This is a genomic window from Virgibacillus chiguensis (assembly GCF_900129865.1).
Lineage (GTDB): Bacteria > Bacillota > Bacilli > Bacillales > Amphibacillaceae > Virgibacillus > Virgibacillus chiguensis.
This window is the reverse complement of sequence record NZ_FQXD01000003.1, coordinates 121,564-145,475: the sequence shown is the minus strand read 5'-3', so window position 1 is coordinate 145,475 and position 23,912 is coordinate 121,564. Positions and strand designations below refer to the sequence as shown.

Sequence of the window (23,912 nt, the reverse complement as noted above, 5' to 3'; positions counted from 1 at the left end):
ACTACCTCCTATGCATAATCTGAACAGAACCCTTAGATTATAATACTAACATCTTTAGAAAGTAGGGAAAACATGAAAGCTATTATTATAAATCAATATGGTCATGCAAACCAGCTTCAAGAACGTGATGTTCCTAAGCCACAAATAAAGGATAATCAAGTGCTTGTAGAGATGCACGCTACAAGCATTAACCCAATCGATTGGAAAGTTCGTGAAGGTTATTTAAAGGAGATGCTACCACTTGAGTTCCCCATTATCCTTGGTTGGGATGCTGCTGGTATCGTTCAAGAAATTGGTTCGAGCGTTACAAAATTTAAAACTGGTGACCGTGTATTTGCCCGTCCAGCAACAAGTGCACAAGGAACTTATGCAGAATACACCGCGATAGACGAAGATAAACTAGCGCTTCTTCCTGAAAATATTACATTTGATGAAGCAGCAGCTGTACCTTTAGCCGGTTTAACGGCTTGGCAATGCCTTTTTGACTTTGGCCAAGTCAAAGCGGATGACAAAGTATTCATTCACGCTGGGTCTGGAGGAGTCGGAACATACGCCATTCAATTTGCAAAACATGTTGGCGCATATGTAGCTACTACAGCAAGCGAGAACAATAAGGAACTTGTTGAATCTTTAGGAGCGGACAAGTTTATTAATTATAAAAAAGAAGATTTCACTGAAATCATTAAAGACTACGATTTAGTTATTGATACCATTGGTGGAGAAGTACAAGAAAAGAGCATGCATGTATTAAAAGAAGGTGGAAAATTAGTTTCCATTGTTCAACCACCAAATGAAGCTTTAGCAAAAGAATTAGGGATTACAGCTGGATTTTTATGGTTACAAGCAAATGGAAAGCAACTCGAGGAAATAGCAAAGTTAATGGAAAGCGGTCATGTCAAATCCATTGTTGGACATCACTTCCCGCTAACGCAAGAAGGAGTACAACAAGCTCACCAGCTTAGTGAAACGCATCATGCTAAAGGAAAAATCATTATAAATATGAAGTAAATATTTGATGATGTGGTCATAAACGACATGACCACATCATCTTTTTTGGCAGTATACTGCATGTGGTGGCATCCTCAATCGCAATAGAGTATAACAGTTTAAAAGCTGGTCAACAAGTCAAGTTTTTCTAATGGAAAACGAGCTCAAATAAAAAAATTGTGCCGTGAACATCACGCCAACTTATTTAAAAAAGTTCTTTTTATACCTCATGTAACGTCCATAACTTAAGTGTTCTCTTTGTTTCTATCTTTACGAACATACGTTCTTGTTCTTATGTGATTTATCCAAGTATGAAAGTAAACAGACAATTTTTTTCCTACGTTATCTTTTAAAAATAAACCTAATGAAAACAGTAAGTAGAGATGGAGCAGCACAATAATAAAAGCATTTAAATTAATAGCCAATATTTGTTTAAAAACATACATGAACCCATTCGTGTTTGTTGGTTTTCCATTTATAAATAGAAAAGCTACTAACGGTGAAGCAATAGCTAAAACAATCGATGCATAGGCAAAAGGAATCCATTGATCGCGAAAATTATGAATAATTGCAAGCAAAAACGTAGCAACAATAAAAATAACATACATAAAGACTAGTGTTGCAGACAACAAATTCAACATATATCACCTCTTTAAGCATGTACCTCACTTACTTCCTTTACAACCTTTTTTATATGGTAAGTAAGCATAAAGAAAGCTGTCGTATACGTTAAGTGACAGTGTTTTTCGTCATGGTACTCGATGATAAGCTAAGTTCCTCTAAAAGAAACTTGTACTAAAATAACTATTCATATGAAGCCCCTATATGATTCCGCGTAGATATTTTTAAAGATACTTGCAATTACTTTTAATATAAGTTATTTCCACAACATTAGCCATACTCAAGCTTCCTGTTGTTCTAAAACTTTTTCTTTTATTTTTTTGGACGTCTTGTCTTTTACGAAGAAAGCTAAGATAAGACCAAGGAAGGAAATTGCTGTTGCAACATAAAACGCCATGTTCACCCCATGTATTTGTCCTGTAACAGTTACTACTTTACCAGTACTCAAAGCCGTCACAGTCATAATTGTAATTAATAAAGCTGTTCCAATGGATGCGGCAACTTGGCGCATTGTATTCGTCATTGCTGAGCCATGTGGAATTAAACGATAGGATAATTGATTTAACCCCGCCGTCGTAGAAGGCATCATAATCATGGATATACCAAACATTCGAACTGCAAAGACGATAGTTAAATAAGTAAATGACGTATCTACAGACAGATTGGTATACAATAATGACGTAATCGTTAATAAGAATAGCCCAATGATGACTAAATATCTAGCACCAAATCGGTCAAAAATTCTTCCATTGATCGGCGACATAATTCCCATAAGTAGTGCGCCTGGCAAAATCATTAAACCAGATTCAAATGGCGTAAATCCCGCCATATTTTGCATATAGATTGGCAGAATGGTTTCTGCAGAAATTAAGCCAAATCATTCCAATGATCATCGTAATGGTAAATATTTTGTTTTTAAATACTCGAAATTCTAAAATTGGCTCTCTTAGCTTAAATTGACGTGTAATAAATAGTGCTAAAGTAATTACTCCGATAGCTAACGACACAAGCACCGATTGATCGATCCACCCACTATTACCAGCACTACTGAATCCGTAAAGTATTCCTCCAAAACCGAGGGTTGAATATACTATGGATAAGATATCAACTTTTGGATAGGTACGTTTTGTTATATTCTTCATCACAAAATACGCAATGATAACGTTCATAATAGCTAAAGGTAAAACGACATAAAAAATAGACCTCCAATCGAAATGCTCAACTAACCAACCAGAAATAGATGGTCCTAAAGCAGGGGCAAAACCAATTACAAGCCCAACCATTCCCATGGCAGTTCCTCTTTTTTCAATTGGAAACATAAATAAGAAGATGGCCATCATCAGTGGCATCATAACTCCAGCACCAGCAGCTTGAATAACTCTTCCCGTCATTAATAGAAAAAAGCTTGGTGATATGGCGCAAATAAATGTACCAACAGAAAATGTTCCCATAGCTGTAATAAATAATTGTCTTGTAGTAAAGGTTTCAATTAAAAAAGCAGTAATAGGTATCATAATGCCGTTTACGAGCATAAAAATCGTCGTTACCCATTGGGCGGTATTTTCCGTTAAATGTAAGTCTTGCATAATAGGAGGTATAGCTGTGGTAAGTAATGTCTGATTTAAAATGGCTAAAAAAGCTCCAGTAATCAGCACGATAACGATCGGTAATTTATTCATATTCTCTACTTCTTTTACGGATTGACGTACCATCCTATTCCCCCTTTCTCTTTGAAAACAACCAAATACGACTTATATAGAAAAGTATCTCTTATTCTATCATAAGTCTATTGGATAATAAATAAAGTAAAATTTCACGCAATAGAGTTATAGGAAAGGTGCTTCAACGAAGAAAAGCGGAACAGAGTGGAGATCAAAATACCGTTATTCACTCCCTTCGCTTTTTTTCTAATCAGGTTTTGAAGGGAGAATAAATACGGTACTTCATATGTTGTGGCATCTATCTCTTTATACTTCTTGCTCACGCAAACTAATATGCTCATTGGTTTTTCTTTGCGGCAACATATGGAATAAGATGTTTAGTACTATAGCTGTAACACTTCCTGCCACGATGCCATTACTTGTTAATATTTGAATGCTTTCGGGAAATTTGGCAAACAATTCAGGTACCACAGTTACACCTAGCCCCATTCCTACAGAACATGCCACAATCATCGCATTTTCCGATGATTTCATAATGACAGGACCGAGCATTTTAATTCCTTGAGAAATTACCATACCAAACATAGCAATCATCGCACCACCTAATACAGGAGTTGGAATAATTGTCGTTAAAGCGGCAATCTTAGGAATGAAACCAAGCGTTATAAGCATGACACCAGTAATAACGATAATGCTTTTCTTTTTCACACCAGTCATTTGCATCAAACCGACATTTTGAGAAAAAGCGGTGTATGGAAAGGCGTTAAAAAAGCCTCCCATTAAAATAGCTAATCCTTCCGCCCGGTAACCGTTTGCCAAGTCCTTCCCTTTGAGTTTTCGATCTGTTATATCTCCCAAGGCAAAATATACACCTGTAGATTCTACTAACGAAACGATAGCTACTAAGGTCATCGTTAAAATAGCAGACCATTCAAATGTTGGTGTACCAAAATAAAAGGGGTGCGGTAAATGAAGATAGGAAGCTTCTCGAACAGCTTGAAAATCAACTAACCCCATCATCCCAGCCGCTAATGTTCCGATAATTAAACCTACTAAAATAGCAATAGATTTCATAAATCCTTTAGCAAATCGATATAATATAATAATAAATAATAGCGTCCCAAAGGATAAACTTATGTTTACTAATGAGCCAAAGTCACTTGCTCCTTGCCCGCCCCCCATATTATTAATAGCTACAGGTATAAGCGTAATACCAATAATTGTTACAACAGAACCTGTCACCACTGGAGGAAAGAGTTTCACCAACTTACCAAATATCCCACTTACAGCAATGACAAAAAGCCCAGATACAAGAATAGCTCCATATATAGCAGTCACTCCATAACTAGAGCCAATTGCTATCATCGGACCTACCGCAGTAAAAGTACAGCCCAAAACGACAGGTAAGCCAATTCCAAAGAATCGGTTTCGTAAAACCTGTAATATAGTCGCTACACCACACATTAAAATATCAATAGCAACAAGATACGTTAGTTGAGCTGACGTTAAGCCAAGTGCATCACCTACAATAAGTGGTACTAAAATAGCCCCTGCATACATTGCTAATAAATGTTGTAGCCCTAAAGCAGCATTCTTCATGTTAGTTTTCCTCCTCTAAAAAGGTGACATTTCCGTCTGATAAATGTGCTATTCTGGCAAGGGACTCTACTCGATAACCAGCGTTACGAATGGATTTTCCACCATCTTGAAAACTTTTTTCAATTACAATACCTATCCCAGCAATCGTTGCTTTAGCTTGCTTTAAAATATCAATCAAACCAAATACGGCTTGTCCATTAGCTAAGAAATCATCAATAATGAGAACTGTATCGTCCTGAGTTATAAACGTTTGCGAAATTGAAATTTCATTTGTTTCTTGCTTGGTGAAAGAATGGACTTGTGCAGAATAAAGATGATCCGTTAATGTTAGAGATTTACGTTTTCTTGCAAACACAACAGGTACCTTTAAAACTAAACCCGCCATCACGGCAGGAGCAATTCCTGAAGATTCCAAAGTCAATATTTTCGTTATCCCAGCAGCTGCAAATCGATCAGCAAATTCTTTTCCAATCTCCTCCATTAAGGCAGGGTCAATTTGATGATTTAAAAAAGCATCCACCTTTAAAACCGTGTTGGATAATACTTTTCCTTCTGCTAAAATAGTCTGTTTTAAACGCTCCATGATGATAAACTTCCTTTCCATGTCAATATGCATACAAGATTTTCATTTTTAAAAGGTGGACTTCAATGAAGCTTTTATGCAGTTAAATAAGTCCAATTAGGAAAGGAGTGCTATACGGTAAATCTGCATATTTTCCGATTATGAAAAAACTCGAAAATCCGCTTCCGTCAACCTAACTATGAACGGAAACTGATTTTCGAGTTAAAAGAGAAACGATCGTATTTTGCATAAGAAAACTTCACGTGATGGCGAAATGCGAACACTTTTCTTACAGTGTAAAATACAATCTATATCAGTTATTTTCATAGTCGGTTTATTTACGGTAAACCGGTAGAAACTCGCAAGCCTTATCCCTGCTATTATATGAAAATCGTATTTATTTGAATGTAATTAGTATAGCACGTCACCGTGAATAAACAACCCGCAAATAAATAAAACTAACATTACTATTTTTCTGATATTTTTTCTAACTTTTCTCCAAAAATTCTAGCCGATTTCCGAATGGATCACTAACGTAGAAGCGTTTATAATTTGGCCATCGCTCGTCTTCCAAATAAGCTACATCGTGGTCTTGTAAATATTGTTTTAGCTCATCTAAATGTTTTACGTAAATAGCAGGATGTGCTTTTCTTGCTGGCACAAATGGTTCTTCCACACAAATATGTATGTGAACATCACCTGATTGAAGCCAAATTCCGCCATTTTTTTGTAAATTCTCTGGTTTATTCATTTCTTTAAATCCTAGAACATGAACGTAAATTGCCTTTGCTGTTTGTTCCTCATCTTTTGGTGCTGTTAATTGAACATGATCCAATTTTTCATAATAAAATGCCATCTTATCCCCTCCCTGTTTTTAGTATAAGGGGAAATGACATCGCTTGCTAATACCGTTTTACTATCACATGATATAATGACTAATTATGATGTTTGTTTTTAATGCTATTAAGAGTTACTTTCCGAAAAAAAAGAGAACTCCACTTCTTTTCAACGTACGATTCAAGCAAAATCAACTGTTTTTCCGAAGCCAATCGAAAGAGCTTTCGCATAAATCCCCCTTGCTACAGCTAAGTCAAAGTAAGCCGTACCGACGGATTTAAAAAAAGTGATTGCCTCATCAGATCCGCGAATAATATGCTCCTGTCGAATCCGTTCATTTAATTCCGCAAACACCTTGGAAAAATCCCAATTACTTTGACTAACAGCATAAATCAGTTCTCCCGCTTCTTCTTTTGCACTATCCAAATCGTCTACTACGATTTGATCAGCTCTTTTAATTGTTTTTACATCTACCTCTCTCATTGTAGGAAGAAAGGAACCTACCCCGTTACTATGTGTGAATATCTTCACCAGTAAACACCTGATGAAGCTTTTAATTAAGGATACCATTCAACGGGTATTATCATTCTTTGCATCCTTTAAGAGAATTGCTAATACCAACTAATCCCAAATGCTTAGAGCAACTTCCGTCCTTTCAGCTCAACTCAAAATTAACACTTTCAATTTTTATTAAATTAACCAGCTTCACTAATGCCAGTTAATTATTAAAAACGATATTTACTTAAGATATTTTTTCTCAATGTTTTGCACGGTTAAACTTATCATTTAATATCCCTACAAGAGATGCCGACATAATAATTAAACCACTTAAAATAGTCGCAAACTGAATATTTATGTACTCTATTAAAAATCCAAAAATGTAGTAACCGATTGGTAAAAATAAAAGACCACCAAACATTTGCAGACTTGTTACACGACCGAGATATTCTTCTTCAATTAATTCTTGAACGGTACTATCCCATATAATTACAAAAGATGTAATGGAAAAACCTATACCAAACATAATTATTAAAGACATTAGAAAATAATTTGAAAATGACAAAAACAATATTAATAGTCCCAAACTAAACATAAATATATAGTATTTTTTAAAGCTCTTGGAAACTTCTGATTGTTTACTAATTAACCATGCCCCTAAAAATGCCCCTAGCGCCATACTACTTAAAAACCAACCAAAACTTTCAATTCCATTGAAATATTCATTTGCATAAATTGGAAGGATGATAACATCAAATGAAGCGACACCTATGTTAACTATGGAACCAATCAAGATACTTAAACCTAACCACTTATGTTTAAATAAGATTTGAAATCCTTCCTTAAATTGTAGGAACATTGTTTTTTTAAATTCTGATTGTGGTTTTTTTTCTAATGAAATTAATACAAAGGTAAAGGCGGCAAGCAAAAATGATAAACCATTCATTCCAAAGGCTATAAATATGCCAAAAGTCGCAATTAAATAGGCGGCTAAAACAGGTCCCACCATTTCCAGTACTTGTTGTGCCATCGATCTATAGGAATTCGCTTTAACTAGATGTTGTCTATCAACAATACTCGGCAAAATCGCTTTTAATGTTGGTCGATATAAAGTGTTCAATGCTCCCAAGAAAAAGCTAAGTAAGTAAATATGCCAAATGAGTATATTTCCACTTAATATTAGATAGGTAATAAGTAAAAGGGCAAGACCCCTCATTATGTTAATGACTACAATCAGAAATTTTTTAGGGAGTTGATCTACGAGCATGCCACCAAAAAGAAGAAGAAAGAGTTGAGGTATAATAAACATACTTTGAGTTGCACTGATGTCACTTGCTTGACCATCCAAGTAGATAATTAGAAAAGGCAAGGAGGTTGAAAATAAAGCAATCCCTGTAAATGAAATGATTTGGCCACTAAATAACATAGTGAAGTTTTTATTTCTCCACATTTTTCACCCCTCCTGATGATATTCTATTACAAATATATATATTTGTATAACATTATATAATCTTTCTATTCTCAAAAATATAAATAAAAATGAATTAAATCTATACTTCGTTTATTATATGTTATAAATTGAGGGGAAAAATTTAGGTGGTGATTTATAAAAAATATTTTTTTATTAATTAACTTAGGCGATCATAAATGCCAATAGAAATTCCAACTAAACATGTTCATAGAAAAAAGGGATGCTCCTTTTGTAGAATAAAGTTAGCACACAAAATTCACAGAAAAGAGGGCTTCCCTTTGAACGGTCTTGGTAACGATAGTGTAAAAAGTTTTTTTGTAAATGAATACACTTTCCAATTAAAAAGAAGATCATTTATGCAAAAACCATCAGAAATTTGGAAAGAGAATGTCGTACTGTAGAAGATGTTCCAGACAGGTAGTAGATCTCGTGCTACAGTTAACAATATTAGCAGATTTCATGACAGATTTGGCAGTTTGTACTACTAGGATGGATTTATTTACTCCCCATTCGATTAATTTATCCTTAAATGCGAAAGTTTTTTCTAATATACGATTATATCAAATAATTTCTTTAACAGAAGCAATATCTGACGATACATCCGCACTTGGCATATATAAATCGGAGCCATTGAACGTTGGAATATGTATAACTGTCCGATGCGGATTTTTAATCATTGCATTATTTTTTGCTTGTAACCCTTGCTTCAAATCTTTTATTGCATCGAGCATGAAATAATTTTCTCGTATTTCTTTTTTCGATAAAATTAACATATAGGATTCTTTTCCGCTTATTTCTTAAAAATTCCTTTTAATACGAAAGCAACATTAGCAGGCCTTTCAGCTAGTCTTCGCATATTATAGCCGAACCAATCATCGCCATAAGGCATGTATACACGTACTTTGTACCCTTCTTTTAGTAATTGTTTCTGAAGCTCAAGTCGAATTCCATAAAGCATTTGAAACTCAAACTGCTCTTTGGAAATTTGATATGTTTGTTCCAGTTCTTTTGTATAAGTAATGATCTCATCATCATGAGTAGCTACTGCCGTGTAATTACCATTTAACAAGTTCTGCTTAATAATTTTTTTATAATTCTTATCTACATCTGATTTATTAGGAAAAGCAACTTTTTCTGATTCCTTATATGCCCCCTTTACTAATCGCAAGTATGGGTTATATGGATTTAATGCTTCTAAATCTTCTTCTACTCGGTATAAATAGGCTTGCAATACAGTTCCTACATTATCATACTCCTGTTTAAGACTCGTAAAAATATGTAACGTTTTCTCTAATCGTGCATAGTCTTCCATATCTATCGTAACAATAACATCATTTTCTTTACCTGCTTGTAATATTTTGTGCATATTATCCATCACAAGCTCATGAGATATATCTAACCCAAGTGAAGTAAGCTTTAAAGATAATTCGGATTGTAAGCCTTCTTTAGCAATTACTTCAATTGCTTTGACACATTCCTCCGCAGACTGTTTAGCCTCTGATTCACTATCTATAAACTCCCCTAGGTGGTCTACAGTGACAACAAAACCTTTTTCATTTAAAGCCTTTATTTTTTGTGCAGCTTCTTGAATATTTACCCCTGCGACAAAACGTGAAGCTCCAAAACGAAAGCCATATTTTTTTGCTACTTTTGTTAAAGTTTTATTATTAGATAGAAACAAAAAGAAATTTCGCATTATTTGTTCCATGAACTTTCCCCTCCCGACTTTCTCTAAGCTTTGGTTGCTATCATTTTATATTGTATATAGGGAAGTATAAAATTTTAGGATTTATCGTATAAGAAAAACGACAGCACTTTTCGCCATTGAGACTGGCGTTTTCTAATAACGAGATAGCGTCAAGTCAATTGCCTTATTCTGTTTGTAGTTAAACTATCTCCCTCTGTTTTTATGCATAAACAGAGGGAGATGTGACTATTCATTTTAGCAAGAATGCCCTATTTACTTTAAGAACTAAAACATTTCTGAAGTTGTTTTACCTTGCATATGATGTATCAAGTAGTCTGGTCCTCCTGCTTTGGAATCCGTTCCAGACATATTAAATCCACCGAATGGCTGATAACCTACAATTGCTGCTGTGCAGCCACGATTAAAGTAAAGGTTTCCAACATGAAAATCTTCTCTCGCTTGTTCAAGATGAGCACGATTGTTTGTAATAACAGCGCCAGTCAGACCATACTCGGTATTATTTGCAATTTCAATTGCTTCCGTAAAATCTTTAGCCTTCGTAAGGCCAACAACAGGGCCAAATATCTCTTCTTGCATAATCCGACCTTTCGAATCCACATCGGCGAATACGGTTGGCTTTATAAACCAACCTTTGCTATCATCACCTTCACCACCGGCGATTAACTCTCCTTCCTGCTTACCAATATCAATATACCCCATTATTTTATCATATGCGGCTTGGTCAATAACCGGCCCCATATAATTTGCAGAGTCTACTGGATCACCTACCGTTAACGCCTCTGTTAACTCTACAACACGGGTTTTCACATCTTCATACACGTCCTCATGAATAACAGCCCGAGAACAAGCAGAACATTTTTGTCCAGAGAAACCAAAAGCAGATTGAACAATGGACTGGGCGGCCAATTCTAAATCAGCTTCACGGTCGACGACGATGGTATCTTTTCCACCCATTTCAATAATTGTTCGCTTCAGCCACTTTTGACCTTCATGTACCACAGCAGCTCGTTCAAAAATACGTGTCCCAACTTCACGAGAGCCTGTAAAGCTTACAAAACGTGTTCGCGGATGATCCACTAAATAATCCCCAACGTCTTTGCCTGACCCAGGAATAAAATTGATCACACCAGCTGGAAGACCCGCTTCTTCGAGCACTTCCATAAATTTATAAGCGATTACAGGTGTAGCACTAGCCGGTTTTAGCAACACTGTATTCCCAGTTACCATAGCAGCAGCAGTTGTACCTGCCATAATGGCAAATAAGAAGTTCCAAGGTGAGATAACAACACCAACACCGAGTGGGATGTAGTGAAATTGATTATGTTCAATAGGACGACTATTTATTTTAATACCGTCTTTTAATGTAAGCATTTGCCTTCCATAGTATTCCAAAAAGTCAATCGCTTCCGCGGTATCAGCATCTGCTTCCTTCCAAGGTTTGCCACCTTCTTTCACTAAGTGTGCAGTAAATTCGTGCTTTCTGCGACGAATAATGGCAGCTGCACGAAATAACAAATCAGCGCGAAACTTTGGATCTGATTTACGCCATGATGCGAATGTTTCATCTGCTGTTTGCATTGCTTTTTCTGCTAACGCTTGATTTGCTTTGGAAACATAACCAACAACTTCATCTTTATTTGCAGGATTTAGAGAGATAATTTTTTCTTCTGTCGTAATTCTCTCTCCACCAATAATTAACGGATATTCTTTTCCAAGATCTTGTTCAACTTTTTCCAAGGCTTTTACCATTTTCTGCCTATTTTCTTCAACTGTAAAATCTGTAAATGGTTCATGTTTGTAAGCTACTACCATACAAAAACCTCCTTCAATATTTTCGCCACTCTACAGGAAGCGTTTTCAAATGTTGCAATTTGTTCAACCATAATTTAACTATTATTAAGCGCCGCATCCCCCTTCAGCAATGAATTACTAAGTTTTACTACAAGTCAGCTTCCCATAACTGCATTTGAACACATACTAAATTGCAAACGATAGTAATTTTCACACAATTTAACGCGAAACTATTTAAGTATTACTTAAATTATGGTTAACTAAATTATAAGATAGTTTCATCTTTTTCGTCAACCGATTCTTAGAGAAGAAAGCTCATTTTATAAATAGCGTGTTCACATATACCTTTCATTGGTATAAAAACGCTTTTATTCTCTAAAGTTAAAAGGTATATCTTATAAGAAATGGTGTGGAGGAGGGCAAACGATGCAACTGACAACACATATAGGAAAAAGAATAAACGAGCTGCGAAAGAGAAAAAAATTAACGTTAAAAAACATCTCTGAGCAAACCGGGCTATCAATTAGCTTCTTATCACAATTAGAGCACGGAAAAACCTCTGCTACTTTAGAGTCACTTAAAAGAATTTCAGAATCACTTGATGTAAACCCGAGCTATTTTTTCTCAGAAACAGATGATGACTCGCGTTCTACAATTACTAGAAATACGGTAGACACAGCAAACTTGACAGAAAATAGATTTATTTATAAAAGTTTATCAGGAGGCATGAAAGATCCCGCGTTTATTCCAAATTTAATTATTCTCGATCCTGGTGCAAATCGTGGTAATAACTTTTCTCATAAGGGGCATGAATTTTTATTTGTCCTAGAAGGCACCTTAACCATTGAAGTAAATAATTGTGTGAATGTTTTACAGCCATATGATTGTGTATTTCTTGACTCTTCTAAACCACATTATTGGTTTAATAAGACAGATAAACCGATAAAATTTTTATGCATTTCGACAAACGATTAATTCTATGGAAAAAATCGGCGGCATATCGAGAAATTTTTATGGAGAAAGTCTTCGTTTAACTTTCCTATCGTGTAAAAAACGGAGAGCGTCGGGGAATTGATAGGAGCGTTGCTTTATTTACACTATGTTCTGCTATCATCCACTTTCACGCAGGGATAATACCTTCACTACTAGGAGGCGAAGTAAATGGTGGCTTCCTACTTTTTTCGGCTATTGCTTTTACTACTTAGAACCTTCGTACAAACGGATCCTACTGCCTAAAATATCCAGTTCAAACTGTCCGAGGAAGGTTAAGAAAACTTGTTGTTATCGCCAAATATTTATAGCGAAAGCAAGTTTCCTTATAACTATAAACCTTCCTATAGTAGAAAAACGCCACGGATGGAAGTTTGACTGGATTTACAATTGGTTATCAATAAAAATAGTTAGTACACGTGCAGGTTCATTATTGACTGGAATAAATAAATGAGGTTTATCCCCTTTAAAATAAGCGCTATCCCCTTGTTCCATATAATGTTTTCTACCTTCATAACGCAAATGAATCGCACCTTCCAATACATAGATGAATTCATCTTGAGAGTGAGTATAAGACTCTTCCCTTACATTCATATCCCTCGGCGTAACATATACAATTGTCGGTTCAACGCCTGTGAATGGAGATCGGTTCGCCAACAATTCATAGGAATACCCCATATTGTCGTCCCCAACTTTAAATTGCCGTTTATTAGAAGGAAGTAAGACGAGATCACGATCTTCTTGGTCATCTAAAAGCCATGATAGTGGCACGTTTAACGCTTCACTTATTTTAGATAAAGTAGCAATTGCTGAAGCTGTCTGTCCGTTTTCTATTTTCGACAGTAAACTTTTGGATATACCACATTCATCTGCGACCTGTTGTTGCGTTTTCTTCGCGCGTAAACGCATTTGCTTTACTTTTGCTCCAATGTTATTCAGATTTATAGCAGCTCGCTCCTTCCATGTATAACATTTCTTTTCTCAAATTTTTTATTAGTGGATTTCAATTATTTAAAAATGTTCTTTTATCTCCCACTTATTGTTCGTAGTCTTAAAAGAGCTTGGGTTATGTATAAGCCCTAAAACACCTAAGACCTGTGAACAAACTAGGTATATAGGTGCTATCGTCTCGAATAAGATTTGTTCAGCCCGCATTCTTTCAAATTTTGCAAGCGTCTTGTTGTAACTTTTCTATTGGCATAAATGATACATAAATATATTTAATCATAGAATAGAAGAAAATTGTCGTCAAATATTTGTATGTGTCTAGTTTTTCTCAACTAATTATAAACACTATATTTTTCACTCTATTCTAAACACTTTTACTGGCGTTCATACAATAATTGTTTTATAAAAAGCACAAGCGTCGTAATGTAGGTAGTGACAACTGCGGAAAAACACTATACTTTCCATGTGCCCAAGCTCAGACTCCACAAAAAAGCAGGATATTATCAAAAATCTTAGCTATTCTACAGCACAAAAAAAGAAGGTTAAGTGATCCGCTAAATTACCTGCGGCCACTTAACTTTCTTTTAGCGTACTTAAATTAATTCATACACTCTAGCTTCATACGGTTTTAAAGTTATCTGTTCCAACGAGTTAGACGCGTCAGCTTTATAATTGGCTAAAAGCAGTTTTCCTTCTTTAGATGTAATCGTTTTTGGTAATTTAAAGGTGGTTTTCTCAGCAAATAGATTCGTTAATACAAGCATTTGTTGATTATCCAACGTTCTCGTATAGGCATAGACTTGGTCATGATCCTCCAAAATAAGATCATAACGTCCGTAGATGAATACATCATTTTCTTTTCTTATTTGAATCATTTTACGATAATAATGGTAGATCGAATTAACGTCTATTTGTTGCTGTTCCACATTAATTTGTTTATAATTTGAATTTACCTTCAACCACGGCGTCCCCGTTGTAAAGCCAGCGTTGGCTTGATTATTCCATTGCATTGGGGTTCTCGAGTTATCACGACCATTTTTCCAAATAATTTCCATGATTTCCTCATGACTTTTTCCATTTTCCAGTTCTTCCGCATACATATTTTTAATCGATACATCATTATAATCGTCAATAGAATCAAATTGAACATTAGTCATACCAATTTCTTGACCTTGGTATATAAAAGGCGTTCCTTGCATTAAAAAATAAAGTGTGGCAAGACACTTTGCCGATTCTTGCCAGTAAACTCCATCATCACCCCACGTCGATACGGAGCGGGGCTGATCATGATTTTCTAAAAATAAAGCATTCCAACCATTCCCCTCTAAACCTTTTTGCCATTTTGTCAATGTTTGTTTTAAAGCGTGCACATCTAAGCCACCTGTAACACTTTTCCCCCACAAGTCCAGATGTTCGAATTGAAACACCATATTAAATTTACCTTGTTCTTCACCAACCCATAAGTGAGCGTCATCGATGGTAACCCCATTTGCTTCACCAACAGTCATAATATCATAGTTTGAAAAGGTCTCCTTTTTCAATTCTTCTAAAAAATTATGAATACCAGGTTGGTTCATGTGACCTGCAAAAGAAGGTACATATTTTTTATTATCTGGATTTGGGAGATCAGGAAAACCAGGCGCTTTTTTTATATGTGAAATAGCATCTACACGAAAGCCATCAATACCTTTATCTAACCACCAGTTCACCATATCATATAAACTTTTACGTACAGTAGGATTTTCCCAATTTAAATCCGGTTGCTTTTTAGAAAAAACATGTAAATAATAGGCTTTTGTTTGTTCATCATATTCCCATGCAGAACCGCCAAAAATAGAAGCCCAATTATTTGGCTTTTTCCCATTTTTTCCTTCATGCCAAATATAATAATCTCGGTATGGATTATCCGTTGATGATCTTGATTCAATAAACCACGGATGCTCATCAGATGTATGGTTAATCACTAAGTCCATAATTAATTTCATTCCACGTTGATGAACTTCAGCTAATAATAGATCAAAATCTTCCATCGTTCCAAACTCAGCCATGATTGCTTGATAATCACTAATATCATACCCGTTATCATCGTTAGGTGATTGGTAAACAGGGCTTAGCCAAATGACGTCCATTCCCAAGTCCTTTAAATAATCGAGCCTTTGAATGACACCGGGTATATCGCCAATGCCATCCCCATTTGAATCCATAAAGCTACGTGGATAAACTTGATAAGCAGTTGCTTCTTTCCACCAAATTCTTTTCATCGCTGTCTTCTCCTTCTTACCTTTTCTACATTTCTACTTCATAATTAAATTCCCTTTATATGCTGATGGTGACATCTACGCCAAAATGATCAGAAATAATGGGCAAATTCATTCCATTAAAAATCACTTGCGAACGAATAACTTCAACCTTCGCAGAAGAAAAAATATAATCAATTCGTTTATTCGTATGACTATCTTGCCAACCAGCAATATCACCACATACTGTAATGCCTGCATCTTTTTCTTTCGCTAACTGATAAGTGTCATAATACCCTACATGTTGAACATAATCATACCCTTCATTCTCTAATGATGCTTCATTGTTAAAGTCACCTACTAAGAAATGAAGCCGATCCTTAGGGACGGACTTGACTAGTCGATCGATTTGCCTTTTAAAAGGTTCTACGCTATCGTTCCACCAGCCCATATGACAGGAATAAAAGTCCACTTCTTTTCCGTTTATATCTATTGTCATACCAACCACTTTTCGAGCCTTCCAATAAGAGGTATCTTCACTTTCACTCACAAAGAATGATTGTCCATTAACTACCTTATGCTTTGTTAATAAAGCGACTCCTTCTTCAAATCGATCATAAGCAATATGTGCATAGTCCCAAATGAATGCATACGTTGACCCTAATGCTTGCAATTCTTTTTGCAGCAATAAAATAAAGTTATCTGCTCTCATGTTCTTACTCACTTTTTTTGCTGTAATGGTTTGATTTACTTCCTGCAACGCAATAACGTCATAGGATAGATGATGAATTGTTTCTGCTAGAATAGAGAGCTTATCTAGTTGCGAATCTTCTAGCCAAGAATGGCAATTTAACGTTAATAGCCTCACGATCTATCCTCCAAATAATCAATCACTTTCGATTTCAATACATCTGCTTTCGGGCCATATATTGCTTGAATACCTGTCCCTCTAACTACTAATCCCATAGCGCCTGTTTTTTTCCAATCTGCTTCTGACGCTACTTGTTCTACATCTTTCAACGACACACGTAATCTGGTCATACATGCATCTACCTCATCAATGTTTTCTTTCCCACCTAACATGTTTACAATAGCGACTACCTCTTCATCTCCTTGAAAGGATCCGCCTTTTTCCACTTCATCATCTGAATAATTACCAGCGCGGCCTGGTGTTGCTAAATTCATTTTTTTAATGAACAAGTAAAACAGAAAGTAACTACATACGAAGAACACAATACAGGTGAGTACAAAGTTGATAACATCTCCTAAAAGCCCTGCATTTATAGCCATTGGTAACCTGGTAAAAAATTCAACTAAGCCAAATGAATGTAAGCGTAAATCAATCAAATCCACGATAGCAAAGCTCAACCCTGCTACGATAGCGTAAACAAAGTAAAGTAAGGGAGCTGCAAACATAAACATAAATTCAAGTGGCTCTGTTACACCAGTAATAAACACAGCTATACCTGCTGAAAAGAACATCGATTTATATTTTACACGTTTGTCTTTATCCACATTACGATACATTGCTAAAGCAGCACCCATTAACACAGCGGTGGATAAAATCATTTGTCCCATTTTAAACCTTGCCGGTGTTACATCTTGCATTAATTGATGATAAGCTGTTGTATCACCATTAGCTTTTAAATTTACTAAGTCAGATATCCAAGCTAACCATAGTGGATCTTGTCCAGCTACGATTTCACCTGCTGTTGCACCTGTTAAAACGGTATAGGTGCCACCTAATTCCGTATAATTAATTGGAACAGTTAACATATGATGTAGGCCAAACGGAAGCAATAATCGTTCAAGCATTCCCATCGTAAAAGGAGCTAAGAATGGTGCAGCATCTTTTGAATTTGCTAACCAGACTCCGAAATCATTAATTAACCCTTGAATAAAAGGCCATACAACTGACATAACAAGTGCGATGATAACAGACCAAATAATCACTACAAACGGGACGAACCTTTTCCCATTAAAAAAAGATAATGCTTGTGGTAATTTGCTGTAATTATAATAGTTGTTATAAATGATCGCTCCGACAAACCCGGAAATAATACCAATAAATACTCCCATATTTAACGCTGGGGCACCTAATATGGTTGTAAAGTAATTATCTACTATGAGGTCGCTTCCAAATAAAGAATGAACGGTAGCTTTTGCATCGGTAAACATGTCATTTGTTACACCAAAAACAGCACCTGTAATTCGGTTAATTAAAATAAAGGCGAGGAGTGCAGCAAAAGCTCCACCAGCTCTTTCTTTTGCCCAAGCACCACCGATAGCAACTGCAAATAATATATGTAAATTATTTATAATTGCCCAACCTATATCTTCCATTACTCGTCCAACTGTAAGGAAAAAATAAATATCCCCAGACATGCCTAAAACTTTTCCTAAAGAAATCATGATACCAGCTGCAGGCATCACAGCCACTACAACGAGTAAAACCTTTCCTAATTTCTGCCAAAAATCAAATGAAATTACATTCTTCATGCTGTCTTCCTTTCTCTATTGTAATAAAAAACCTAAAAGGTGCAATCGTTTTCTACAACCGTTTTCTTTTACACCCCAAGATAATATTTTGTATATACTACAACATCCAATGTATTTAAAACAAAATAATGAATGCTCCAATAACAATTCAGCACAAATGTTGCGCAAACGATTGCGCTTAGTACATTAACATCATATAAGATAAATTAAAATCGGTCAATACCAAATAGATTACTTTTTTACTAATTTGCAGTGCGACATAGAAAAAGAAGGCTAGTCGCCAAATCTTTATGACGAAAGCCTTCATTTTGTTATACTAACATGTGTATTTTCTATTGTGGAACAAAACATAGAAATATATCATATTAAAGCTCTTAACTTCTAGTTTCCTATGAAAGTTACTCTTCTTTGCACGTCATAGCATCTATTTCAACTTTACATCGTGGAGCTGCTAAAGCTACTACATACACCATCGTAGTACACGGCAAATGATCACCAAGAAAATCATGAGTCACTTTTTTTCGAGCTTCTGTATCTATATTTTCTACTAGATAAAATACCAATTTCGTAATATCTTTTATTTCCATATTAGCTGCAACTAAATTATTTTCTATATTTTGAAACGCCAATCCCATTTGCTCTAATGCACTTTCTGGAACATTTCCATCTACACACATACCTTGTCCAGAAATAGTTAACCACCTCATTGGGTTTGAAATTTCGATTTGATGCACATAGGGCGCTACAGGAGATGAACATTTTTTGGATTTCTAGCTATTTTCAAAACAATCACTCCTAGTAATATCATACCGTTTCGTTAGAAAAAGCTTTATACTGTCTTTTTATAATCGTTTGCTTGTGAAGCTACTGTTTTACTTGGTAATTTCTTGCCAATTTTATCTTGAATAAATAAAGCCGCTTGTTGCATTTTATCTTCTTTAATGCCTGTTTTTATACCTAGACCGTGTAACAAATAAAGTACATCATTTGTTGCCACATTTCCTGCCGCACCTCTTGCGTAAGGACAACCGCCTAAACCTCCTACAGAACTATCAAAACGAGTGATTCCATATCGTAGAGACGTTAAAATATTTGCTATCGCCATCCCTCTTGTATCATGAAAATGCATGATTAACTGCTCCGAGCTAAACTCAGTCAACATCCGTTCCAAGAGGGCTTCAACTTGTGAAGGGACTGCTGTTCCAATTGTATCTCCTAATGAAATGGCATCTACACCATCTTCCATTAGCTGATTACATACACGAATAACTTGTTCAGGGTCCACTTTACCTTCATAAGGACAATCGAAAACCGTTGACACATAACCAGTCACATATTTATTGGCTTGCTTTGCTTCTTTAATTACTTTACGCAATACTGGATATGTTTCTGAAATAGATTTATTAATATTTTTTTTATTATGTGTTTCACTTACTGACATGAATATGGATGCTCCATCAATCCCGACTTCTAATGCATGCTCTAAACCTTTTAAATTTGGCACAAGTGCAGAATAAAAGACGTTCTTATTTCGTTTTATTTTTCTCCCTACTTCTTGAGCATCCCTCAGCTGTGGGATCCATTTTGGATGAACAAATGAAGAATATTCGATCTCGCCAACCCCAGACTCAGACAGCATATTGATCCATTTAACCTTATCGTCCGTTTCAATAAACGCTTCCTCATTTTGTAACCCATCTCTTGGCCCTACTTCTTTAAGCCGAATATAGTTAGGATAATTCACTTTTCTCCCCCTCTCATAAAATCCGTGCTTTGCTAAACAACTTCCAATAGCATCCAAAACAATGATTCACTCCTGTGTACTTTGGAATTAATCAATAGGTACATACGAAGCTAAGTTAGAATGCGCTTTCAATCCATAATATGAGATGACGACGATGTTGTTATTTTCTAGTATAAAATTCACATGTATTCGAGTATGTTTATTTTTATTCAACATTGTTGAATAAAGTATATTACAAAAATTCAGGTATCGTCAACCCGTTTTATGATCTAACTTTTAAAGACATGTCGCAACGTATACTATTCGTAAAAATTCATACATTCACTTTTCTTCTTTTCAGAAATATATTTTCATGATAAAATTACTTCAAGTTTTTAGAGGAATTAGCTTATGTCAAGAAGGTGTAATAACGACTTGATACATGCAAACTCAACATGAAAAACCTTGTTAGAAAGATTTTGTTTTCCTTATACTATAAACAAAAAAATCTTATACACTTCTATAGGGTAAAACACACCGTTATTCCTCTTACATTTTCAATGCTTTACTTTTACTCTCAATAATGAGCAGCAGCGTTAACACACGGTGTCTCAGTCAAAAAATTCATCCAAAACAAACCTATAACAATGACAACGGTTACCTTTTTCTAATCGCATTCCAAAGAAAATTACTTATTTATTCCACATTTTTCACATAATACTACCGTCTCCATCCATTAAAATAGATCGTAAAGTTCATAATTTTTGACAAGGGTAAGCTAGATTTCCAATAAGCCTTGTTCAAATAACATAATTGTATGAAATAATTGTTTGGACAAACAAGAAAGTGGTGACAGTAGTGGAATTACTTAGCCTTCAAGGATTAGCACATATTGTAGGTGTTCCACCATCCATTCTGGCAACATGGATAAAACAATTTGCCATGTATGTACCTAAAGCACAGGAAGAGGATGAAAATTACTATCTTCCTGAAGCAATTGATGTTCTAAAATACATTAAACAATGTAAACAAGCGCAGTATAGTTTTACGGAAATTGAAAATTTATTACTATCTGAATTCACAAGCATAGAAAATAAATCAGCATCAACTGTTTATCAGACAGAAGACAAAGAAACGATTCGTTGTATGATGCAAACCATTGGTTTGACTGTAACGAACATGAATCAACTTACCGAATCATTTCATGCGTTAGAACACAAGTATAAAGAACAAACACGAGAATTAAACACATTAAAAAAACAAATAGAGCTACTCCATAGCAAACAAATTCAATGACCTTTTCCATTAATTCTGTTTAAAAGGAGGAAAAACTATGTTTAAACCTGATACAAAAACAGCTAAGCCAGGTGATATTATCGAATTTAAAAGAGAGGATGTACTTTTACAAGGAAAAGTACTACCTTCAAGCTGTAAACAAAGTATCATTGTCGATATTTCAAAAGCACAGAATTTAGCTGAGTTAAACAACGGTTATTCTACTACTGTTGTAGCTCATAAAAATTACCGTGTTATTGGATAACATGTATCGTTTTCTTTTCCCGTTCAATGTCTAAAATGAAGGACCTTATAACATCTATGTTCGTGATAAAATGTGGCATAATGTATGTACTTAATTGACGTTAGAATGCAGACACCTTACCGATCGCAAGTTGAATCGTAATTTGTAGAATTGCTTTTAAATCATGTATAATTGTGTAGACAGTTATACATGATTTTTTGTTTGCTTATCCTATGTTTAAAAAAGGAACGCATCATGTAAAGCCTATCAATTAACTATATTAGCTACATTCTTCTCTATTTTTATACACTTTGTAAGCTTTGGCATAGGATTTGCTTTAATAAAAAAACAGGACTGTTGATGAACTGAAGGAGGAACTTACTATGGAATTTAATCACGTTACAGTAATTTATGAAGAAAATATCGCTATCTTGACCTTAGATTCACCACCAGCTAACGCCCTATCCTCAGCAATGATTACAGAATTACGCACCATGTTAAAACAATTTCAAGACGATTCCAATGTACATGCTATTATTTTAACTGGAGCAGGCAAATTTTTTGCTGCTGGGGCTAATATTAAAGAGTTTGTACCAGCAATGGGAAATTATCAAAAAGGAATGGATATGTCTAAAGCGGGACAGGATTTATGCAATGAATTGGAATTTATGACAAAGCCGGTAATTGCAGCAATAAATGGACCAGCACTTGGCGGAGGTTTAGAAGTAGCAATGGGCTGCCACTTCCGAATCGCATCTGAAAAAGCAACAATTGGCTTACCTGAAGTAAAACTTGGACTTGTCCCATCATTCGGCGGGACACAACGTCTTTCACGAATCACTAGCGTAGCTACTGCGTTAGAATTAATTCTTACCGGAAAACATATAGACGGCGATAAAGCACTAGAGTTAGGTATTGTTCAAGCAAAAGTTTCTAGTGACGAGCTAATGTCAACTGCGAAGACAATTGCCCGTTCTTTTATAGAAGGAAATAGTATGCAAAGTATTACAAGAGCTGTTGAAAGCGTCGTTCAGGGGGCACAGAAATCTTTTTCGGATGGATTGCAGAGAGAAAAGGAAATCTTTGGTGAGTTATTTCTAACAGAAGATGCTAAAGAAGGCGTTCAGGCTTTTGTCGAAAAACGCAAACCTGATTTTCGCCACCAATAATACATAGGAGGTCATAGGAAGATGAGCGATGTTTTATTTTCCAAAAAAGAACATGGCATTGCAACCATTACATTAAATAGACCAAAAGCAATTAATTCGTTAACATCAGGTATGCTTTCGCCAATTTATGAGAGATTGCTAGAATGGGAAAATGATTCTGATGTGCAATTAATTATTTTAAATGGTGAAGGACAAAAAGGGTTTTGTGCTGGTGGAGATATAAAAACATTATATCAGGCAAAAGAAAACGAAGAAGCGTTTGAAAAAGCAATGGATTTTTTTGAAATAGAATACGCAACGGATAAATTCATCGCTAATTTCCCAAAGCCAATAATCGCATTGCTCGATGGTGTTGTCATGGGAGGTGGCGTTGGACTCTCTTACGGAGCTAGCCATCGTATCATAACAGAAAAAACAAAATGGGCGATGCCTGAAATGAACATTAGCTTTTTCCCAGATGTCGGTGCAGCATACTTCCTTAATCAAGCTCCGGGCTACGTTGGAAGGTATTTAGCACTAACGTCGGAGATTATAAAAGGTGCAGATATTCTATATGCTAATGCTGCTGATTATTATATAACAACATCGCAAATAGAACCACTAATCAAAGCAGTTTATAATATAAATTGGCTGCATGAAACAGAAACAGAACTAAAATTAACTCAATTGATAAAAAGCTTCGAAACTGAATTAAAATCTGAAAGTAATTTGGCGCAGCATCAAGAGGAAATTAACCATCATTTCGCGCATCAAACAGTAGAAAAAATTGTTGCTTCTCTGGCGTCAGCTGATAGTCTATTTGCAACAGAAACAAAAAATACGATTGTCTCTAAATCACCTATTTCTCTAAAAGTTACTTTAGAGCAGCTAATTCGTGGAGAGAACCAAACTTTAGCAAAATGTTTGGAAACCGATCTAATTATTGCTAAAAATTTCTTGAAAACAAATGATTTTTATGAAGGGGTACGTTCCGTCGTCATTGACAAAGATAAACAACCAATCTATCAATACAAGCAATTATCCGACGTCTCTCAATCTGTTGTAGAATCATTTTTTCAGTAAAAAACGATGTCAAAACAGCCGAACAATAGG

At 35.4% G+C, this 23,912-nt stretch carries 20 protein-coding genes, 2 pseudogenes and 1 riboswitch; of the genes and pseudogenes, 6 read left to right on the top strand and 16 right to left on the bottom strand.

Annotated features, from left to right (window positions below):
• Window positions 1–72 precede the first annotated feature (72 nt).
• The gene (locus tag BUB45_RS05065; protein ID WP_073005955.1) at window positions 73–1,008 is read left to right on the top strand and encodes an NADP-dependent oxidoreductase; all 936 of its coding nucleotides are present in this window, start codon (window positions 73–75) and stop codon (window positions 1,006–1,008) included.
• A gap of 224 nt (window positions 1,009–1,232) precedes the next feature.
• Here BUB45_RS05065 and BUB45_RS05060 read toward each other — a convergent pair whose 3' ends face one another.
• From BUB45_RS05060 to pruA, 10 genes and pseudogenes are all read right to left on the bottom strand, one after another.
• A complete protein-coding gene (locus tag BUB45_RS05060) occupies window positions 1,233–1,628 on the bottom strand; it encodes a hypothetical protein (RefSeq protein ID WP_073005954.1) in 396 nt (131 codons plus the stop codon).
• A 260-nt stretch (window positions 1,629–1,888) separates the two neighbouring features.
• Window positions 1,889–3,320: pseudogene (locus tag BUB45_RS05055) on the bottom strand (MDR family MFS transporter).
• 255 nt (window positions 3,321–3,575) lie between these two features.
• Window positions 3,576–4,868: a nucleobase:cation symporter-2 family protein gene (locus BUB45_RS05050; RefSeq protein WP_073005952.1), complete on the bottom strand. Its 1,293-nt coding sequence runs from the start codon at window positions 4,866–4,868 to the stop codon at window positions 3,576–3,578.
• 1 nt (window position 4,869) lies between these two features.
• Window positions 4,870–5,451 (bottom strand): xanthine phosphoribosyltransferase, encoded by a 582-nt coding sequence (locus tag BUB45_RS05045; RefSeq protein ID WP_073005950.1) that lies wholly within the window; start codon window positions 5,449–5,451, stop codon window positions 4,870–4,872.
• A gap of 285 nt (window positions 5,452–5,736) precedes the next feature.
• A riboswitch (purine riboswitch) is annotated at window positions 5,737–5,838 on the bottom strand.
• A 79-nt stretch (window positions 5,839–5,917) separates the two neighbouring features.
• Window positions 5,918–6,286 (bottom strand): VOC family protein, encoded by a 369-nt coding sequence (locus tag BUB45_RS05040; RefSeq protein WP_073005948.1) that lies wholly within the window; start codon window positions 6,284–6,286, stop codon window positions 5,918–5,920.
• 161 nt (window positions 6,287–6,447) lie between these two features.
• Window positions 6,448–6,798 (bottom strand): hypothetical protein, encoded by a 351-nt coding sequence (locus tag BUB45_RS05035; RefSeq protein ID WP_073005947.1) that lies wholly within the window; start codon window positions 6,796–6,798, stop codon window positions 6,448–6,450.
• A 226-nt stretch (window positions 6,799–7,024) separates the two neighbouring features.
• On the bottom strand, window positions 7,025–8,215 hold the full coding sequence (locus tag BUB45_RS05030) for an MFS transporter (RefSeq protein WP_073005945.1): 1,191 nt from the start codon (window positions 8,213–8,215) through the stop codon (window positions 7,025–7,027).
• Between the two features lie 581 nt (window positions 8,216–8,796).
• Window positions 8,797–8,967, bottom strand: a complete 171-nt coding sequence (locus BUB45_RS05020) for a hypothetical protein (RefSeq protein ID WP_181917331.1) — start codon at window positions 8,965–8,967, stop codon at window positions 8,797–8,799.
• Between the two features lie 59 nt (window positions 8,968–9,026).
• Entirely contained in the window at window positions 9,027–9,944 is a 918-nt protein-coding gene (locus tag BUB45_RS05015; RefSeq protein WP_073005939.1) for a proline dehydrogenase family protein, read from the bottom strand.
• Between the two features lie 264 nt (window positions 9,945–10,208).
• Window positions 10,209–11,756 carry an L-glutamate gamma-semialdehyde dehydrogenase gene (gene pruA, locus BUB45_RS05010; protein WP_073005937.1) on the bottom strand — a complete coding sequence of 516 codons (1,548 nt, stop codon included), beginning with the start codon at window positions 11,754–11,756 and terminating at the stop codon, window positions 10,209–10,211.
• A 405-nt stretch (window positions 11,757–12,161) separates the two neighbouring features.
• Here pruA and BUB45_RS05005 point away from each other — a divergent pair, with 405 nt between their 5' ends.
• Window positions 12,162–12,710 (top strand): helix-turn-helix domain-containing protein, encoded by a 549-nt coding sequence (locus BUB45_RS05005; RefSeq protein ID WP_073005935.1) that lies wholly within the window; start codon window positions 12,162–12,164, stop codon window positions 12,708–12,710.
• Window positions 12,711–13,109: 399 nt separating this feature from the next.
• On the opposite strand, the gene BUB45_RS05000 is transcribed toward BUB45_RS05005, so the two are convergent.
• The 6 genes and pseudogenes from BUB45_RS05000 to BUB45_RS04975 form a co-directional block, all read right to left on the bottom strand.
• On the bottom strand, window positions 13,110–13,655 hold the full coding sequence (locus tag BUB45_RS05000) for a helix-turn-helix domain-containing protein (RefSeq protein WP_280157340.1): 546 nt from the start codon (window positions 13,653–13,655) through the stop codon (window positions 13,110–13,112).
• Window positions 13,656–14,266: 611 nt separating this feature from the next.
• Window positions 14,267–15,934 carry a glycoside hydrolase family 13 protein gene (locus tag BUB45_RS04995; protein WP_073005931.1) on the bottom strand — a complete coding sequence of 556 codons (1,668 nt, stop codon included), beginning with the start codon at window positions 15,932–15,934 and terminating at the stop codon, window positions 14,267–14,269.
• Between the two features lie 55 nt (window positions 15,935–15,989).
• Window positions 15,990–16,778 (bottom strand): endonuclease/exonuclease/phosphatase family protein, encoded by a 789-nt coding sequence (locus BUB45_RS04990; protein WP_073005929.1) that lies wholly within the window; start codon window positions 16,776–16,778, stop codon window positions 15,990–15,992.
• On the bottom strand, window positions 16,775–18,409 hold the full coding sequence (locus BUB45_RS04985) for a PTS transporter subunit IIBC (protein ID WP_073005927.1): 1,635 nt from the start codon (window positions 18,407–18,409) through the stop codon (window positions 16,775–16,777). Before BUB45_RS04985 ends, BUB45_RS04990 begins: the two co-directional genes overlap by 4 nt.
• A gap of 398 nt (window positions 18,410–18,807) precedes the next feature.
• Window positions 18,808–19,193, bottom strand: a pseudogene (locus tag BUB45_RS04980) (RidA family protein).
• 45 nt (window positions 19,194–19,238) lie between these two features.
• The gene (locus BUB45_RS04975; RefSeq protein ID WP_073006210.1) at window positions 19,239–20,153 is read right to left on the bottom strand and encodes a hydroxymethylglutaryl-CoA lyase; all 915 of its coding nucleotides are present in this window, start codon (window positions 20,151–20,153) and stop codon (window positions 19,239–19,241) included.
• Window positions 20,154–20,945: 792 nt separating this feature from the next.
• Here BUB45_RS04975 and BUB45_RS04970 point away from each other — a divergent pair.
• The 4 genes from BUB45_RS04970 (at window position 20,946) to BUB45_RS04955 (ending at window position 23,882) form a co-directional block, all read left to right on the top strand.
• A complete protein-coding gene (locus BUB45_RS04970) occupies window positions 20,946–21,428 on the top strand; it encodes a MerR family transcriptional regulator (RefSeq protein WP_084723540.1) in 483 nt (160 codons plus the stop codon).
• Window positions 21,429–21,465: 37 nt separating this feature from the next.
• Window positions 21,466–21,672: a YkvS family protein gene (locus BUB45_RS04965; protein ID WP_073005924.1), complete on the top strand. Its 207-nt coding sequence runs from the start codon at window positions 21,466–21,468 to the stop codon at window positions 21,670–21,672.
• Between the two features lie 362 nt (window positions 21,673–22,034).
• Window positions 22,035–22,820, top strand: coding sequence for an enoyl-CoA hydratase-related protein (locus BUB45_RS04960; RefSeq protein WP_073005923.1), 786 nt, complete (start codon window positions 22,035–22,037; stop codon window positions 22,818–22,820).
• Between the two features lie 21 nt (window positions 22,821–22,841).
• Entirely contained in the window at window positions 22,842–23,882 is a 1,041-nt protein-coding gene (locus BUB45_RS04955; RefSeq protein WP_073005921.1) for an enoyl-CoA hydratase/isomerase family protein, read from the top strand.
• The last annotated feature ends 30 nt before the right edge of the window (window positions 23,883–23,912 follow it).